Source organism: Micromonospora thermarum (assembly GCF_012034245.1).
GTDB classification, from domain to species: Bacteria; Actinomycetota; Actinomycetes; order Mycobacteriales; family Micromonosporaceae; genus Micromonospora; species Micromonospora thermarum.
This window is the reverse complement of sequence record NZ_JAATEO010000003.1, coordinates 28,401-45,663: the sequence shown is the minus strand read 5'-3', so window position 1 is coordinate 45,663 and position 17,263 is coordinate 28,401. Positions and strand designations below refer to the sequence as shown.

The 17,263-nt window shown below is 72.7% G+C and carries 12 protein-coding genes; 10 read left to right on the top strand and 2 right to left on the bottom strand.

All coding sequences use genetic code 11. The features are described from left to right. Positions 1 to 47 precede the first annotated feature (47 nt). Complete coding sequence (locus tag HCJ94_RS03545; protein ID WP_167999506.1) at positions 48 to 3,134, top strand: AfsR/SARP family transcriptional regulator; 3,087 nt, start codon at positions 48 to 50, stop codon at positions 3,132 to 3,134. Positions 3,135 to 3,224: 90 nt separating this feature from the next. Here HCJ94_RS03545 and HCJ94_RS31045 read toward each other — a convergent pair whose 3' ends face one another. After that, positions 3,225 to 3,674 (bottom strand): dihydrofolate reductase family protein, encoded by a 450-nt coding sequence (locus HCJ94_RS31045; protein WP_309227130.1) that lies wholly within the window; start codon positions 3,672 to 3,674, stop codon positions 3,225 to 3,227. A 331-nt stretch (positions 3,675 to 4,005) separates the two neighbouring features. On the opposite strand from HCJ94_RS31045, the gene HCJ94_RS03535 reads away from it, so the two are divergent. From HCJ94_RS03535 to corA, 9 genes are all read left to right on the top strand, one after another. Next, positions 4,006 to 5,970 (top strand): APC family permease, encoded by a 1,965-nt coding sequence (locus HCJ94_RS03535; RefSeq protein ID WP_205800623.1) that lies wholly within the window; start codon positions 4,006 to 4,008, stop codon positions 5,968 to 5,970. 69 nt (positions 5,971 to 6,039) lie between these two features. Next, complete coding sequence (locus tag HCJ94_RS03530) at positions 6,040 to 7,251, top strand: FUSC family protein (RefSeq protein WP_167999505.1); 1,212 nt, start codon at positions 6,040 to 6,042, stop codon at positions 7,249 to 7,251. Between the two features lie 329 nt (positions 7,252 to 7,580). After that, positions 7,581 to 7,670 carry a K(+)-transporting ATPase subunit F gene (kdpF, locus tag HCJ94_RS03525; protein ID WP_167999504.1) on the top strand — a complete coding sequence of 30 codons (90 nt, stop codon included), beginning with the start codon at positions 7,581 to 7,583 and terminating at the stop codon, positions 7,668 to 7,670. Further along, complete coding sequence (gene kdpA / locus HCJ94_RS03520; protein WP_167999503.1) at positions 7,670 to 9,325, top strand: potassium-transporting ATPase subunit KdpA; 1,656 nt, start codon at positions 7,670 to 7,672, stop codon at positions 9,323 to 9,325. The genes kdpF and kdpA overlap by 1 nt, the downstream gene beginning before the upstream one ends. A gap of 20 nt (positions 9,326 to 9,345) precedes the next feature. Next, positions 9,346 to 11,535: a potassium-transporting ATPase subunit KdpB gene (kdpB, locus tag HCJ94_RS03515; protein WP_167999715.1), complete on the top strand. Its 2,190-nt coding sequence runs from the start codon at positions 9,346 to 9,348 to the stop codon at positions 11,533 to 11,535. Further along, positions 11,535 to 12,416 (top strand): potassium-transporting ATPase subunit C, encoded by an 882-nt coding sequence (locus tag HCJ94_RS03510; RefSeq protein ID WP_167999502.1) that lies wholly within the window; start codon positions 11,535 to 11,537, stop codon positions 12,414 to 12,416. The genes kdpB and HCJ94_RS03510 overlap by 1 nt, the downstream gene beginning before the upstream one ends. 98 nt (positions 12,417 to 12,514) lie before the next feature. Continuing rightward, the gene (locus HCJ94_RS03505; protein ID WP_167999501.1) at positions 12,515 to 15,070 is read left to right on the top strand and encodes a DUF4118 domain-containing protein; all 2,556 of its coding nucleotides are present in this window, start codon (positions 12,515 to 12,517) and stop codon (positions 15,068 to 15,070) included. Next, complete coding sequence (locus tag HCJ94_RS03500; protein ID WP_167999500.1) at positions 15,067 to 15,750, top strand: response regulator; 684 nt, start codon at positions 15,067 to 15,069, stop codon at positions 15,748 to 15,750. The genes HCJ94_RS03505 and HCJ94_RS03500 overlap by 4 nt, the downstream gene beginning before the upstream one ends. Positions 15,751 to 15,820: 70 nt before the next feature. Further along, on the top strand, positions 15,821 to 16,927 hold the full coding sequence (gene corA, locus HCJ94_RS03495; protein WP_167999499.1) for a magnesium/cobalt transporter CorA: 1,107 nt from the start codon (positions 15,821 to 15,823) through the stop codon (positions 16,925 to 16,927). Between the two features lie 15 nt (positions 16,928 to 16,942). Here corA and HCJ94_RS03490 read toward each other — a convergent pair whose 3' ends face one another. After that, entirely contained in the window at positions 16,943 to 17,230 is a 288-nt protein-coding gene (locus HCJ94_RS03490) for a DUF1905 domain-containing protein (RefSeq protein ID WP_167999498.1), read from the bottom strand. Positions 17,231 to 17,263: the final 33 nt, after the last annotated feature.

Here is a 17,263-nt window from a genome sequence, read left to right as displayed (position 1 = left end):
CCGGTAATTCCGGGGGCGCTCCGGGCACCCCCGGTAGGGTGGCCGGCATGCGGTTCGGCGTCCTCGGGCCGCTCGCCGTCACGACCGACGCGGGCGACCCCGTCACCGTGCCGGGCGCCAAGGTCCGGGCGCTCCTGGCCGACCTGCTCGCCAACCGCAACCGGGTCGTCTCGACCGACCGGCTGATCGACGACGTCTGGGGTGACGCGCCGCCGGCGAACCCGGCCGGGGCGTTGCAGGTGCGCGTCTCGCAGCTGCGCAAGGCGCTCGACGACGCCGAGCCCGGCGCGCGGGACCTGGTCGAGTCACGCGCCCCGGGGTACGTGCTGCGCACCGACGCCGTCGACGCGGACCGGTTCGTCGAGCTGGCCGCCGCCGACGACGCGGCGAGCCTCACCGAGGCGCTGCGGCTGTGGCGCGGTGAGCCGTACGCCGACGTCGCCGACGAGGAGTGGGTACGGGCCGAGGCCACCCGCCTCGCCGAGGCCCGGCTGGTGGTGCAGGAGAAGCTGGCGGCGGCCCGGCTGGCCGGCGGTGAGCACGCGCTGGTCGTCGCCGACCTGGCCGCGCTGGTCGCCCGGTACCCGCAGCGGGAGGGCCTGCGGGCGCTGCACCTCCGGGCCCTGTACGCGGCCGGCCGCCAGTCGGAGGCCTTGGAGAGCTACGCCGACCTGCGCCGCCGGCTCGCCGACGAGCTGGGCCTCGACCCCGGGCCGGAGCTGGTGGCCCTGCACCGGCGGATCCTCGACCAGGACGAGACGTTGAAATCCGCACCGGTCCGCGCCGGCCTGCCCACGTCGACCGACGCCGGTCGGCCGGCGGCCCGTGCCGGCCTGCCCGCGCCCCTGGACGAGCTGGTCGGCCGCGCGGGGGCCCTCGCCGAGCTGCGGGAGCTGGTACCTGGCCGACGGCTCCTCACGCTGGTCGGGCCCGGCGGAGTCGGCAAGACCCGGCTCGCCACCGAGGTCGCCCGCGGCCAGTCGTTCCCCGACGGCACGCACCTGGTCGACCTGACCGCACTGCCGCCCGGCGGTTCCGGCGTCGCCGAGCTGGTACGCGCCGCGCTCGACGTGCGCGAGGTCGCCGGGGCGAACGTGGCGGCCGACGACCACGTGGTGACGGCGCTCCGGCACCGGCGGGCGCTGCTGGTGCTCGACAACTGCGAGCACGTGATCGAGCCGGCGGCCGCAATGGTGGCCCGCCTGCTGCGGGAGGCCCCCGGCGTGCGCGTGCTGGCGACCAGCCGCGAACCGCTCGGGCTGGCCGGGGAGACGCTGTGGGAGGTACGCCCGCTGCCGGTCCCGGCCGAGGACACCGACGTGGAGGCGGTGCGGCGGTCGGCGGCGGCCCGGCTGTTCGCGGCCCGCGCCGCCGCCCGGCAGCGCGACTTCCGGCTGGACGAGCGGACCGCGCCCGCCGTCGCGCAACTGTGCCGCCGCCTCGACGGGCTGCCGCTGGCCCTGGAGCTGGCCGCGACGCGGGTCCGCGCACTCGGCGTGGACGGCCTGGTGGCCCGGCTGGACGACCGTTTCCGGCTGCTCAGCACCGGCCAGCGGGACGTGCCGGAGCGGCAGCGCACCCTCACCGCCGTGATCGGCTGGAGCTGGGACCTGCTGGCCGACGACGAACGGGCGGTGCTCGCGCGACTCGCCGTCCACCACGACGGGTGCACGCTGGAGGCGGCCGAGGCGGTGTGCGACGCCGACGTCGACGTACTGGCCCGGCTGGTCGACCGCTCGCTCGTGGTGCTCGACGAGTCCGGCGTCGAGCCGCGCTACCGGCTGCTGGAGTCGGTCGCCGCGTTCGCGCTGGCCCGCCTCGACGACGTCGACGCCGTCCGGGCGCGGCACGCGGCGTACCACACCGAGCTGGCCGAGCGCGCCGACCCGCTGCTGCGCGGCGCCGGCCAGCGGGAGTGGCTGGCCCGGCTCGACGCCGAGGGCGCCAACCTGCGGGCGGCGCTGGCGCACGGCGGTGGCCTGCGCCTCGCCAATGCCCTGACCTGGTACTGGTTCCTGCGTGGCCGGCTGTCCGAGGCGCGCCGCGCGCTGACGCTGGACGGCGACGCCGCCGCCCGCGCCGAGGCCGCGGTGTGGCGGGTCGGGTTCGCGCTGCTCCAGGGCGATCCGGTCCCGCCCGCCGAGGTGGAGGCGGCCCTCGACGGGTACGCCGACAGCCGCGCCACCTGGTTCGTGGCGGCCGCCCTGGTCGAGCGCAGCGAGCTGGCCGTCGCCGGGACGTTGCTGGACCGGGCCCTCGCCGCCAGCGACGACCCGTGGGTCGAGGCGGCCGTCCACGTGACGCGCGCCAGGCTGGCCCACGTCGCGAGCGACCTCGTCGCGCTGGAGCGCGAGGGCAGCCGCGCCGCGGCCATCTTCGCCGACCTGGGCGACGCGTGGGGGCGGTTGCAGGCCACCGACTGGGTGGGCGGCCGGGCCGAACTGCTCGGGGAGTACGAACGCGCCGCCGCGCTGCACCGCGAGGGCCTGCGGTGGGCCGAGGAGCTGGCGCTGTGGCCGGAGGTCGGCAGCAAGCTGTCCTGGCTGGCCTGGATCGCGACGCAGACCCGCGACCACCAGCAGGCGCGGGAGCTGGCCGAGCGGGCCCACCGGCTGGCCGTCGAGCAGGGGTCGCCGGCGGCCCTGGTCTTCGCCGAGCTGTGCCTCGGCATCGCCGCCCGCCGCGACGGCAAGCTCGACCTGGCCGTCACCCACCTGGAGCGCCTGGTCGAGGAGGGTGGCGACGACGCCGTGTTCCTGCCGATGGTGCTGACCGAGCTGGGGCGCGCCGTCGCGGACGACGAGCCGGAGCGGGCGTTCGCGCTGCACGCCCGCGCGTACGACCTCGCGGTGGCGATCGCCGCGCCGCTCGACGTGGTCGGCGCCCTGGACGGGCTGGCCTCGGCGGTGCCGGAGCCGGCGGTGGCGGCGCGGCTCCTCGGCGCGGCGGCGGCCGGGCGGGCCGCCTCGGGCGTGCCGGTCGCGCCGGCGGAGCGGGACGAGATCGACCGGCTGACCGCCCGCCTCGTCGCGGCGCTCGGCGCGGACGGCTTCGCGGACGCGTATCGGGCCGGGCACGACCTGAGCCCGGGCCAGGCCCGGGCCCTGGTCGTCGCGCCCGTCGTCAGCCCTTGACCGGCCGGTACGAGGCGATGATGACGCCGCTCTTGTGGATCCGGGTGTCGGCCAAGGTGAACGTCGTCGGCAGCTGACCCAGCGGGGCGCTCACGACGGACCGCCCTGGAGCACCGGGTGGATCCAGAACCGGACCTCGTCGACCAGACCCGCCTGGACCAGGGCATGGGTGACCACGCCGTAGCCGTACATCAGGATGTCCCGGCCCTCGGTGGCCTTCAGCCTGGTGACCGCCTCGATCAGGTCGCCCTCCAGCACCTCGGTGTTGTTCCACTCCGGGTTGGTGAGGGTGGTCGACGCCACGTACTTCTTCACACTGTTGAAGTACTTCGCGCCGGTGGTGGGGTCGCTCTCGTCCATGTTCGGCCAGGCGGCGGCGAAGCCGTCGTAGGTGCGGCGGCCCATCAGCAGGGCGTCGGCCGCGTCGGTCTGCTCGCCCGCGAAGGCGGAGGCCTCGTCGTCGAAGTACGGCACGGTCCATGCCGGGTTCTCGATGACGCCGTCGAGGGTGAGGTAGGTCGAGTTGATGATCCGGCGCACGGTGTCCTCCTGGCTGCGGTGGCTCTCTGCTTTGTGACGCCCCGAACACTGCCAGGACCCACTTACGATCCGCTTCAGGTGTGCTTTCGGTACCGCCCTCCGCCGCGAGCGGCCGGCGCACGAGTGCCGCGCGGCGTCGGGGGTACATGATCGAATGCTTGGCAAACCGGACAGGGTGCGGCGAGCAACGACAGCAGGCGGGACGGAGGCGCAGATGAAGCGCAGGGGCGAGCCGGGGACGCCGTCGTCCGGCGACGTGGGGGAGACCGCCGACGGACCGATGGTTCCGGTGGACGGCAACGGCCGGCGTGCCCGGGCCGGCGGCCTGCTGATGCCGGACTGCGTGGAATCGCCCGCGACCACTGCGCCGCCTGCCGGTCGGCTCGGCCGGTGGCTGCTGAAACACCAGGTCCAGCCAGCGGGTCCGGAGACGCGTGAGCCGCACGCCATTCCGCATGCCTGGTGGAAGGTGATGTGCCTGACCGGCGTCGACTACTTCTCCACGCTGTCGTACCTGCCGGCTATCGCCGCCCTCGCGGCGGGGGCGCTGTCCCCGCTGGCGACCCTGTTGATCGTGGCGTTGACGCTGTTCGGGGTCCTGCCGATGTATCGGCGGGTCGCGCGGGAGAGCCCGCACGGGCAGGGGTCGGTGGCGATGCTGGAACGGCTGCTGCCGTTCTGGAAGGGCAAGATCTTCGTCCTGGTGCTGCTGGGCTTCGTGGCCACGTCCTGGATCATCACGATCACCCTGTCCTCGGCCGACGCGACGGTCCACCTGCTGGAGAATCCGATCCTTCCCGACGCGTTTCCGCACGGCACCACCGCCGCGGTGCTCGTCACGGTCGCGTTGCTGCTGATCCTGGGTGGCGTGTTCCTGCTGGGGTTCAGCGAGGCCGTCGGCGTGGCCATCCCGCTGGTGGCGGTCTTCCTCCTGCTGAACGCGGTCATCGTGGCCGTCGGGCTGGCGGAGGTGCTACGGGATCCGGCGCTGCTCCCGGGCTGGACCGACACGCTGACCGCCGGCACCAGCGGGATCGGCGACGTGCTCGGTCCGGCGGTGCTGGCGTTCCCGCTGCTCGTGCTCGGCCTGTCCGGTTTCGAGACCGGGGTGAGCATGATGCCCCTGGTGCACGGGGACGGCCCGGACGAGCAGGCGCGGTTCGCGGCGCGGATCCGCAACACGCGCAAGCTGTTGACCACCGCCGCACTGATCATGAGCGCCTACCTGATCACGACCACGTTCGTCACCACGGTGCTGATCCCGGCAGAGGAGTTCGAGCCGGGTGGAGAGGCCAGCGGCCGGGCGTTGGCGTACGTGGCGCACGAGTACGTGGGCGAGGCGTTCGGCACCGTCTACGACATCAGCAGCGTGCTGATCCTCTGGTTCGCGGGCGCGTCGGCCATGGCCGGGCTGATCAACATCGTGCCCCGGTACCTGCCCTCGTATGGCATGGCGCCGGAGTGGGGTCGCGCGGTGCGGCCGGTGGTGATCGTCTACACCCTGATCAGCATCGCGATCACGGTCGCGTTCCGCGCCGACGTCAACGCGCAGGCCGGTGCGTACGCCACCGGCATCCTGGCGATGATGGTCTCCGCCGCCGTCGCGGTGACCATCTCCGCCGCCCGGCGGCGCCAGCGCGTCGCCACCGCCGGGTTCGGCCTGCTCACCCTCGTCCTGCTGTACGCGCTCGTCGAGAACGTGATCGAGAAGCCGGACGGCATCACCATCTCCGGTATGTTCATCGCCGGGATCGTCGTGGTGTCGCTGGTGTCCCGGGTGTCGCGGACCACCGAGCTGCGCGCCGAGCGGATCGAGTTCGACGGGCCGGCCCGCCGCTTCGTCACCGAGTCGATCGAGTTCGACGGTCGGCTCGACCTGATCGCGCACCGGCCCGATGTCGTCACTTCCGCGGAGTACCACAGCAAGGAACGCTCCCAGCGGGGCATCAACCCGGTCCCCGGCGCCGCCGACGTCCTGTTCCTGGAGGTCGAGGTCATCGACCCGTCGGAGTTCAGCGACGTCCTGCGGGTGCACGGCGTGACGGTCGACGGGCACCGGGTGCTCCGGGTGCAGAGTCCCGCCGTACCCAACGCCATCGCGGCGATCCTGCTGGCGTTGCGCGACGCCACCGGCGTCCGGCCGCACGCGCACTTCGAGTGGTCCGAGGGCAACCCCGTCGCCCACCTGCTGCGGTACCTGATCCTCGGGCGGGGCGACACCCCGCCGGTGGTCCGGGAGATCCTCCGCAAGGCCGAGCCCGACCCGGCCCGCCGTCCCGGCATCCACGTCGGCTGACCCGCGCCGAACGACGGCGAAACAGCCACCGCGGGGGATTGGGCGGCCGGTGACGGGGTAGGCGCGGCCATGCCCGACGCCGGTCCGCCGAGAGGAGGCAGCGGCCCGGAGCCCACCGACCGTGACACGCCGGCGGTGGCCCGCGCGTTCCACCGCTCGGTCGGGGCGATCCCGGAGCGCCTGCGCCGGGTCCGCGCCGGCCTCGGCCTGGCCACGCAGGCCGGGTTGGCCGCCGGACTGTCCTGGTGGGTCGCCGACGACCTCCTGCACATCCCGCAGCCACTGTTCGCACCGATCTCCGCGGTGGTCACGCTGGCCGCCTCGGTGGGCCAGCGGCTGCGCCGCACGATCGAACTGGTCCTCGCGGTGGCCCTCGGCATCCTCGTCGGCGACGCCCTGCTCTACCTGGTCGGCACGGGGCCCTGGCAGCTCGCCCTGATCGTCGTCCTGGCCATCCTGGTCGCCGGGTTCCTCGGCCGGAGTCCAGCGTTCGTGGTGCAGGCCGCGGCGACGGCGGTGCTGATCGGCACGCTCACGCCCTCGGTGCCGAACCTGGAACTGCCCCGCTTCTTCACCGCGCTGATCGGCGGCGCCGTGGCGTTGGCGGTCACCACCGTGCTGCTGCCGCTGAACCCGTTGCGGGTGATCAACCGAGCCGCCGGGCCGGCGCTGGACCTGCTCGCGGACCAGCTCGACGCCACCACCACCGCGTTGCGCGAACGGGACGCCGGCCGCGCCCAGGCCGCGCTCGACCGGCTGCGCGACAACAAGGCGGAGATCGGCGCCTTCAGCGAGGCGGCACAGGGAGGGCGCGAGGCGAGCACGCTTTCGCCGGTGCACTGGGGCAGGCGGGACGGTCCGATCGACCGGTACGCCGACGCCGTGGAACCGGTGGACCGGGCGATGCGTAACAGCGGCACGCTGATCCGGCGCAGCGTGACCCTGATCGAGGACGGGGAGCGGATTCCGGAGACCATGCCGGCCGCGGTCGCCTCCCTCGCCGACGCCGTGCGCGTCCTGCGCCGCGAGTTCACCCGCGGGGCGGAGCCCCAGCGGACCCGGGAGCAGTCGTTGCGGGCGGTCTGCGAGGCGGGCAAGGCCTACCGGTCCGGCGTGGGCTTCTCCGGAGCCGTCGTGGTGGCCCAGGTCCGGACCACGGTGAGCGACCTGCTGGTCTCCACCGGCATCGAGCAGGAGGAGGCGAACCGCCTGGTCCGTCGCGCCTTCGGACCGATGCGGCCGACCGCCGGGTCCGGGCAACCGTCGCGCGCCGGGGGCTGAGGCACCGGGAGCGCCGCCGGCCGTGCCCGTCGTGCCGGGACGGCCCCGGTTACACGGGCGGTGAAACCCGCGCCGTCGCGTGACCCGGTTCACCTGATCAGCGGAGCGCGTCAAAACCGCGTCAAGAAACGACGCAGCGCCGTCATGGTCGCGTTATAGGCCCTGTCGTCCGACCCGGCCCGGCGCTGCAATTGCTCGGCGCGGCCGGAAGGCGGCCGTGGCGACCCGTTCCGTGATGAGGAGTCAGACGTGTCTGACCTGGTGTTCGTGCTGGTGACGGTGGCGCTGTTCGCGGCGCTCGCCCTCGTGGTGAGGGGCGTGGAGAAGCTGTGAGCGCCGTCAACGCCGTCGGCCTGGTGCTGGCGGTCGGCCTGGCCGTCTTCCTGGTGGTCGCCCTGCTGTTCCCGGAGCGCTTCTGATGACCGTGACGACAGCCGGGGTGCTGTTCATCCTCTCGCTCGTGGTGGCGCTGGTCGCCGTCCACAAGCCCTTCGGCGACCACATGTTCCGCGTGGTCTCCGGCCAGCGGCACTCCCGCGTCGAGCGGGGCATCTACCGTCTCGTCGGGGTCGACCCGGCCGCCGAGCAGACCTGGGGCGTGTACGCCCGCAGCGTGCTCGCCTTCTCCGCCGTCTCCGTCCTGTTCCTGTACGGGTTCATGCGCGTGCAGAACCACCTGTGGCTGTCGCTCGGGTTCGACCCGGTGATGACCCACGGCGCGTGGAACACCGCCGTGTCGTTCGTGACCAACACGAACTGGCAGTGGTACTCGGGTGAGTCGACCATGGGCCACCTGGTCCAGATGGCCGGCCTGGCGGTGCAGAACTTCGTCTCCGCCGCCGTCGGCATCGCGGTGGCCGTCGCGCTGGTCCGCGGGTTCGCCCGCCGCCGCACCGGTGACCTGGGCAATTTCTGGGTCGATCTGACCCGGATCACGCTGCGGATCCTGCTGCCGATCTCGGTGCTCGGCGCCCTCGCCCTGATGATCGGCGGAGCCGTGCAGAACCTCTCCGCCGGCACCGAGATCACCACCCTGACCGGCGGCAGCCAGACCATCACCGGCGGTCCGGTGGCCAGCCAGGAGGTCATCAAGGAGCTCGGTACGAACGGCGGCGGCTTCTACAACGTCAACAGCGCCCACCCGTTCGAGAACCCGACCAGGTGGACGAACTGGCTGGAGACCTTCCTGATCCTGCTGATCCCGTTCAGCCTGCCCCGCGTCTTCGGCCGGATGGTCGGCCAGAACCGGCAGGGCTACGCGATCGCCGCCGTGATGGCGATCCTGGCGACCGCCAGCATCACCCTGACCAACGTGTTCGAGCTGACCGGCAACGGCACCGTCCCGCAGGCGGTCGGCGCGGCGCTGGAGGGCAAGGAGGTCCGGTTCGACGTGTCGAACTCGGCGACCTTCGCCGCCGCCACCACGCTCACCTCCACCGGCGCGGTGAACTCGTTCCACGACTCGTACACCGCCCTGGGCGGCGGGATGCTGCTCCTCAACATGATGTTCGGCGAGGTCGCGCCCGGCGGTGTCGGCGCCGGCCTCTACGGCCTGCTGGTCCTGGCCGTCATCACCGTGTTCGTCGCCGGCCTGATGGTCGGCCGGACCCCGGAGTACATCGGCAAGAAGATCGGCTCGCGGGAGATCAAGCTCGCTTCGCTGTACTTCCTCGTCACCCCGGCCCTGGTTTTGATCGGCACGGCGGCGGCCTTCGCCACCGGCAACAACTCCACCGCCCTCAACGTGGGTCCGCACGGTCTGTCCGAGGTGCTCTACGCGTTCACCTCGGCGAGCAACAACAACGGCTCCGCGTTCGCCGGCATCACGGTGAACGCGCCGTGGTGGAACACCGCGCTGGGGATCTGCATGCTGCTCGGCCGGTTCCTGCCGATCATCTTCGTGCTCGCCCTCGCCGGCTCGCTGGCCCGCCAGCAGCCGGTACCCGCCTCCGAGGGCACCCTGCCGACCCACCGGCCGCTGTTCGTCGGGATGGTTGTCGGCGTCACGGTGATCCTGGTCGCGCTGACCTTCCTGCCCGCGCTCGCGCTCGGCCCGCTGGCTGAGGGGCTGTGACACCCATGAGAGAGAAGGACATGACCACCTCCACGCCGGCACCGCACGGCACCGCCGACGCGGCGACCGCCGGCACACCGGCCACCCACGGCGACCGGGCTTCCGGCGGCCTGCTCGACCCGAAGCAGATGATCAAGTCGCTGCCGGACGCCCTGCGCAAGCTCGACCCGCGCACCCTGTGGCGCAACCCGGTGATGCTGATCGTCGAGATCGGCGCCGTCTTCACCACGCTGCTCGCGGTGACCGACCCGTCCGTATTCGCGATCGCCATCACCGTCTGGCTCTGGCTGACCGTGCTCTTCGCCAACCTCGCGGAGGCGGTCGCCGAGGGCCGGGGCAAGGCGCAGGCCGCCGCGCTGCGCAAGGCGAAGACGGACACCATCGCCACCCGCCTGATCGGTTGGACGCCGGGCGCTCGGGCCAACGGTTACCGGGAGGAAGCCGTCCCCGCGCCCGACCTCAAGCAGGGCGACATCGTCCTGGTGGAGGCCGGCGACATCATCCCCGGTGACGGCGACGTGGTCGAGGGCATCGCCAGCGTCGACGAGTCCGCCATCACCGGTGAATCCGCTCCCGTGATCCGGGAGTCCGGCGGCGACCGCAGCGCGGTCACCGGCGGCACGAAGGTGCTCTCCGACCGGATCGTCGTGAAGATCACGCAGAAGCCGGGCGAGAGCTTCATCGACCGGATGATCAATCTGGTGGAGGGCGCCAACCGGCAGAAGACTCCGAACGAGATCGCGCTGAACATCCTGCTCGCCGCGCTCACGATCATCTTCCTGCTGGCGGTCGTCACGCTCCAGCCCCTGGCCATCTTCTCCAAGGGGTACCAGGGCGCCGCGCCCGACACGCAGGCGATCACCGACGCCGGCGTCAGCGGCATCGTGCTGGTGTCCCTGCTGGTCTGCCTGATCCCGACAACCATCGGGGCCCTGCTCTCGGCCATCGGCATCGCCGGTATGGACCGTCTCGTGCAGCGCAACGTGCTCGCCATGAGCGGGCGGGCCGTGGAGGCCGCCGGTGACGTCAACACGCTGCTGCTGGACAAGACCGGCACCATCACCCTGGGCAACCGGCAGGCCGCCGAGTTCGTCCCCGTCGAGGGTGTAAACGCGGCCACCGTCGCCGACGCCGCGCAGCTGTCCAGCCTCGCCGACGAGACCCCCGAGGGCCGCTCGGTCGTCGTGCTCGCCAAGAACGAGTTCGGCCTGCGCGAGCGGGAGCCGGGCCTGATTCCGCACGCCACCTTCGTGCCGTTCACCGCGCAGACCCGGATGAGCGGTGTCGACCTGACCCCGGACGTCGGGCCGGCTCGGCGGATCCGCAAGGGCGCCGCCGCCGCCGTCATGAAGTGGGTACGCGAGAACGGCGGCCACCCCACCGAGCAGGTCGGCCAGTTCGTCGACGAGATCAGCGGCATCGGCGGCACGCCGCTGGTGGTCGCCGAGCACGTCGACGACCAGCCGGCCCGCGCCCTCGGCGTCATCCACCTCAAGGACGTCGTCAAGACCGGTATGCGCGAGCGCTTCGACGAGATGCGCCGGATGGGCATCCGGACCGTCATGATCACCGGTGACAACCCGCGTACCGCCCGGGCGATCGCCGAGGAGGCGGGCGTCGACGACTTCCTCGCCGAGGCCACGCCGGAGGACAAGCTCGCCCTGATCCGCAAGGAGCAGGAGGGCGGCCGGCTGGTCGCGATGACCGGTGACGGCACCAATGACGCGCCCGCGCTCGCCCAGGCCGACGTCGGCGTCGCCATGAACACCGGCACGTCGGCCGCGAAGGAAGCCGGGAACATGGTCGACCTCGACTCCGACCCGACCAAGCTGATCGAGATCGTGGAGATCGGCAAGCAGTTGCTGATCACCCGGGGCGCCCTGACGACCTTCTCGATCGCCAACGACATCGCGAAGTACTTCGCGATCATCCCGGCCATGTTCGCCGGCATCTACCCGAGCCTGGACACGCTGAACATCATGCGGCTGTCCAGCCCGGAGTCGGCGATCCTCTCGGCGGTCATCTTCAACGCGGTCGTCATCGTCGCGCTGATCCCGCTGGCCCTGCGCGGCGTCCGGTACCGGCCGGCGTCCGCGTCGAAGCTGCTCAGCCGCAACCTGCTGGTCTACGGCCTCGGCGGCATCGTGGTGCCCTTCATCGGCATCAAGCTCATCGACCTCGTCATCCAGTTCATCCCAGGGATCTCGTGATGCGCCTCCCCACCTGGCTCGCCCAACACCTGGCCGCGCTGCGCGCGCTGCTCGTCTTCACCGTGCTGCTTGGGCTCGCGTACCCGCTGGCCCTCGTCGCCGCCGGCCGGATTCCCGGCCTCGCCGACAAGGCGGACGGGTCGCTCGTCTCAGCCGGCGGACAGACCGTCGGCAGTGCCCTCATCGGCCAGTCCTTCACCGACGCGGACGGCAACCCCGTCCCGCGCTACTTCCAGTCCCGCCCGTCGGCGGCCGGTGACGGGTACGACCCCACCGCCACCGCCGCCAGCAACCTCGGCCCGGAGAGCGTGGTCGACACCATCGCCACCGACCCGGAGGAGTCGACACTGAGCCTGCTCACCCAGGTGTGCGAGCGCAGCAAGGCCGTCGGCGAGCTGAACGGCGTCGACGGGCGGCGCCCGTACTGCACCACCGACGGGGTCGGCGCGGTGCTGGCGGTGTTCCGCCGGGACGGCCTGACCGGCCCGGTCACCCGGGTGGTCAGCGTCAACCAGGTCGCGCCCGCCGCCCCGTTCCTCGCCCGCTACGAGGGCATGCCCGTGGAGCTGGCCCAACCCGGCGAGGACTACGTCGCAGCCGGCGGGCTGGTCACCCCGATCCGGGGCGACGCTCCAGCCGAGCCGGCCGTTCCGGCCGACGCGGTGACCGCCAGCGGCAGCGGCCTCGACCCGCACATTTCCCCGGCGTACGCGGAAATCCAGGTCGAACGGGTGGCGCGGGAGCGGCGCGCGGACCCCGCGGCGGTCCGACGTCTCGTCGATTCGCACACCACCGGCCGGTCGCTCGGCTTCATGGGCGAGCCCGGGGTGAACGTCCTGGAGCTCAACCTGGCGCTCGACCGGCAGTTCCCGGCCCGCTGATCCACCGCGCCCGGGCTGGGTCACCACACTGGTGGCCCAGCCCGGGCCTGTCCGACCGCTCGATGCCCGGCGACGGTGTCGTCAGAGAGGATGTCCGCGTGCCACGAGGCGAACTCCGCATCTACCTCGGCGCCGCCCCCGGCGTCGGGAAGACGTACGCGATGCTGGAGGAGGCGCAGCGGCGCCTCGAACGCGGCACCGACGTGGTGATCGGGTACGTCGAGACCCACGGGCGCAAGCACACCGCGGCGATGATCGGCGACCTGGAGCAGGTGCCCCGGCGCACGGTGACCTACCGGGGCGCCGAGTTCACCGAGATGGACCTCGACGCGGTGCTCGCCCGGCGGCCCGAGGTGGCGATCGTCGACGAGTTGGCGCACACCAACGTGCCCGGATCCCGGAACGAGAAGCGCTGGCAGGACATCCAGGAGCTGCTGGACGCCGGGATCACCGTCCTCTCCACGGTCAACATCCAGCACCTGGAGTCACTCAACGACGTCATCGCCCAGATCACCGGCACCACGCAGCGGGAGACCGTGCCGGACGCCATCGTCCGCGCCGCCGAGCAGGTCGAACTGGTCGACATGACGCCGGAGGCGCTGCGCCGGCGGATGGCACACGGCAACATCTACCGCCCGGACAAGATCGACGCGGCGCTCGGCAACTACTTCCGCGTCGGCAACCTCACGGCCCTGCGCGAGTTGGCGCTGCTCTGGCTCGCCGACAAGGTCGACGACCAGCTCGACGCGTACCGGGCCCAGCAGGGCATCTCGGCCACCTGGGAGGCGAGGGAGCGGGTGGTCGTGGCGCTCACCGGAGGACCCGAGGGGGAGACCCTGGTCCGGCGGGCCGCGCGCATCGCCGCCCGCAGCAAGGGGTCCGACCTGTTGGCCGTGCACGTCGCCCGGAGCGACGGGCTGGCCGGGGCGGACCCGGCGCAGCTCGCCCGGCAGCGGGTGCTGGTCGAGAGTCTCGGCGGCACCTACCACCAGGTCCTCGGCACGGACATCCCGGCCGCGCTGCTGGACTTCGCCCGGGGCGTCAACGCCACCCAACTCGTGCTCGGCGCCAGCCGCCGCGGCCGGTTCGCCCAAATCTTCTCCCGCGGTGTCGGCGTCACCACGACCGCGCTGTCCGGGGCCATCGACGTACACCTGGTGACCCATGCCGAGGCCGGCCGGGGACGGCGGGCAGCCGCCGTGCCGGCGGCGCTGTCCCGGCGGCGACGGATGCTCGGCTTCGCGCTGGCCGGGCTGGGCATGCCGCTGCTGACTCTGCTGCTCTGGGCGCTGCCGGACATCACCCTCGCCAACGACATCCTGATCTTCCTCGCCGCCGTGGTCGGCGTCGCGCTGGTCGGTGGCCTGTGGCCGGCGCTGATCGCCGCGCTCGGCGGCTCCCTGCTGCTCAACTGGTTCTTCACCCCGCCCTACTACACGCTGACCATCGCCGAGGCGGACAACCTGCTCGCCCTCGGCGTCTTCGTCGGCGTGGCCATCGCGGTCAGCTGGATCGTCGACGTGGCCGCCCGACGTACCCGGGAGGCCGCCCGCGCGTCCGCCGACGCGCAGACCCTCGCCACCGTGGCCGGCAGCGTGCTGCGTGGCGAGCGGCCCCTGCCGGCCCTGCTGGACCGGCTGCGGGAGACGTTCGCGCTGCGCTCGGTCAGCGTCCTGGAGTCGGTGGAGGCCGCCGAGGGGCGGCCCGGCCGGGCCCGCGAGGAGGGTGCCTGGCGGGTCGTCGCGAGCGTCGGTGACGCACCCGCGACGAGCCCCGGCGCGGGCGAGACCGCCGTACCGGTGGACGACCGGCTCACCGTCGTGCTCTGCGGCCGCCGGTTGGAGGCCGCCGACCGGCGGATCGTGGAGGCGTTCGCCGCGCAGGCCGCCGTCGCCCTGCGCCAGGAGCGGCTGGCCGAGGAGGCCGCCGCCGCCCGGCCGCTCGCCGAGGCCGACCGGATGCGGACCGCGCTGCTCGCCGCGGTCAGTCACGACCTGCGTACGCCGCTGGCCTCGGCGAAGGCCGCGGTGACCAGCCTGCGTAGCCCCGACGTGGAGTTCGACGAGACGGACCGGGCCGAGCTGCTCGCCACCGCCGAGGAGTCCCTGGACCGGCTGGCCCGCCTGGTGTCGAACCTGCTGGACATGAGCCGCCTCCAAGCCGGTGCCCTCGGTGTGCACCCGGTCGCCGTCGGGTTGGAGGACGCCGTGCCCCGGGCGCTGGACGAGCTGGGACCCGTGGCCGCCGACGTGGTGACCGACATCCCCGCCCACCTGCCCGCCGCGCTCGCCGACCCCGGCCTGCTCGAACGGGTCCTGGTCAACCTCGTGGCCAACGCCCTGCGGCACAGCCCGCCCGGCCAGCCGCCCACGATCACCGGCAGCGCCCATGCCGGGCAGGTCGAGCTGCGGGTCATCGACACCGGTCCGGGCATCCCGGAAGACCAGTGGGAGCACGTCTTCCTGCCGTTCCAGCGGCTCGGCGACCGGGACAACCTGACCGGCGTCGGTCTCGGTCTCGCGCTGTCCCGGGGTCTCGCCGAGGCCATGCGTGGCAGCATCACCCCGGAGACCACTCCCGGCGGAGGACTCACCATGGTGCTGCGGCTGCCGGCCGCCACCGACACCGGCACGTCCGGAGGGCCAGCGGAATGACCCGCATCCTGGTCGTCGACGACGAACCCCAGATCCTTCGCGCGCTGCGCATCAACCTGCGCGCCCGCCGGTACGACGTCGAGGTCGCCGCCACCGGTGCCGCCGCGCTGAAGGCCGCCGCCAGCCATCCGCCCGATCTGGTCGTCCTCGACCTCGGCCTGCCCGACCTGGACGGCATCGAGGTCATCCGTGGCCTCCGCGGCTGGACCACCGTGCCGATCATCGTGCTCTCCGGGCGCGCCGGCAGCGAGGACAAGGTGGCGGCGCTCGACGCCGGCGCCGACGACTACGTCACCAAGCCGTTCGGGGTGGACGAGCTGCTGGCGCGGATCCGTGCCGTCACCCGGCGGCTCGGTGCCGGCACCGAGGCGGCCAGTGCCAGCGTTCGGGTCGGCCGCCACACCGTCGACCTGGCCGACCACGTGGTGACCCGCGACGACGGTATGGAGGTCAAGCTGACGCCGACGCAGTGGGGCGTGCTGGAGAAGCTGCTCCGGAACCCCGGCAAGCTGGTGAGCCAGCGGCAGCTCCTGCACGACGTGTGGGGGCCGGAGTACCAGAACGAGACCAACTACCTGCGCCAGTACATGGCCCAGCTCCGGCGGAAGCTGGAGGACGATCCGGCGCGCCCCCGGCACCTCATCACCGAACCCGGCATGGGCTACCGGTTCCGGCCCTGACCGTGTCCCGGTTTGAGTGGTGCCGGAGCGGGGATCCCCGGCCGGTCGGTGCGGGACATCCGGGAGGGGCATGGGCGGGAACGGATGGTCCCGTTCGACCGGGGGGTTCGGGCGGCGTCTGGACGAGCACGAGCCCGGCCGTGCGGCGCCCGGCCGGGGCGGCCTCGTGGACAGTGCCGTCTACCTCCGGGGCCGCCGCCACGCCACGCCGGCGACCCTCGCCGACACGTACCGGTGCCTCCAGGAACTCGACGACGCGATGGCCTGGATCGGGCTCTACCGGCCCGGCCGGGGTCAGATCCACTCGCTGGCCCACGAGTTCCAACTCCACGAACTCGCCGTGGAGGACGCCATCAACGCGCACCAGCGGCCCAAGCTGGAGCGTTACGGCGACACCCTGTTCGTCGTGCTCCGCGCCGCCCGCTACGCCGACGACCGGGAGGAGGTGGATTTCAGCGAGCTGCACCTGTTCCTCGGGCCGGGCTTCGTCATCACCGTCCGGCACGGCGAGGCGCCCGATCTGGCGGCGGTCCGCCGGCGGATGGAGGCCGAGCCGCAGGTCCTCACGCTCGGGCCGGAAGCGGTCCTCTACGCCGTCCTCGACCAGGTCGTCGACGGGTACGCCCCGGTCGTCGCCGGGCTGGAGAACGACATCGACGAGATCGAGACCCAGGTGTTCGGCGGCGACCCCAACGCCAGCCGTCGCATCTACGGGCTGAGCCGGGAGGTCGTCGTGTTCCAACGGGCGGCCCGGCCGCTGCTCGGCGTCCTCGACGCGCTCACCGCCGGCTTCGAGCACTACGGCACCGACGAGGAACTGCGCCGGCGGCTGCGTGACGTCACCGACCACCTCACGCAGGTGGTCGAGCGGGTCGACGGCTTCCGGCACCTGTTGCAGAACATCCTCACCGTCAACGCCACGCTGGTCTCGCAGGCGCAGAACGAGGAGATGCGGAGCCTGACCGCCGCCAGCTACGAGCAGAACGAGGAACTGAAGCGGGTGTCCGCCTGGGCGGCGATCCTGTTCGCGCCGACCCTCATCGGCACCGTCTACGGCATGAACTTCGCGGACATGCCCGAACTCGAGTGGCAGTACGGCTACCTGTTCGCCCTCGGGCTGATGCTGCTGGTCTGCGCCGGCCTGTACCTCGTCTTCAAGCGCCGCAACTGGCTCTGACCCGCGGGCGCGGCCTCAGACGTCGACGGTCAACCGGACCGTCACCCGGTCGCCCACGTCGAGCGCCTCGGCCCTGCGTACGGCGGCCTTCAGCGGTACGACGTAGCGGCCGTCCTTCGGGAAGAGCGAGGTGGTCCACCGGGTCTCCCCGATCCGGACGGTGACCGGAACCATCCCCCAGCCGTAGCTGACGGCCGGTGCGACCGCGGCGAGAGCCGTGCAGTCGCTCTCCGGGACGGTGACGAAGTGGTGCGGCGCGGGTCCGCGCCAGAACCAGACCTCGCCGTCGAACTCCAGCTGCATCGACCGAGCATAGGTGCGGTGCGTGCCCCGGCG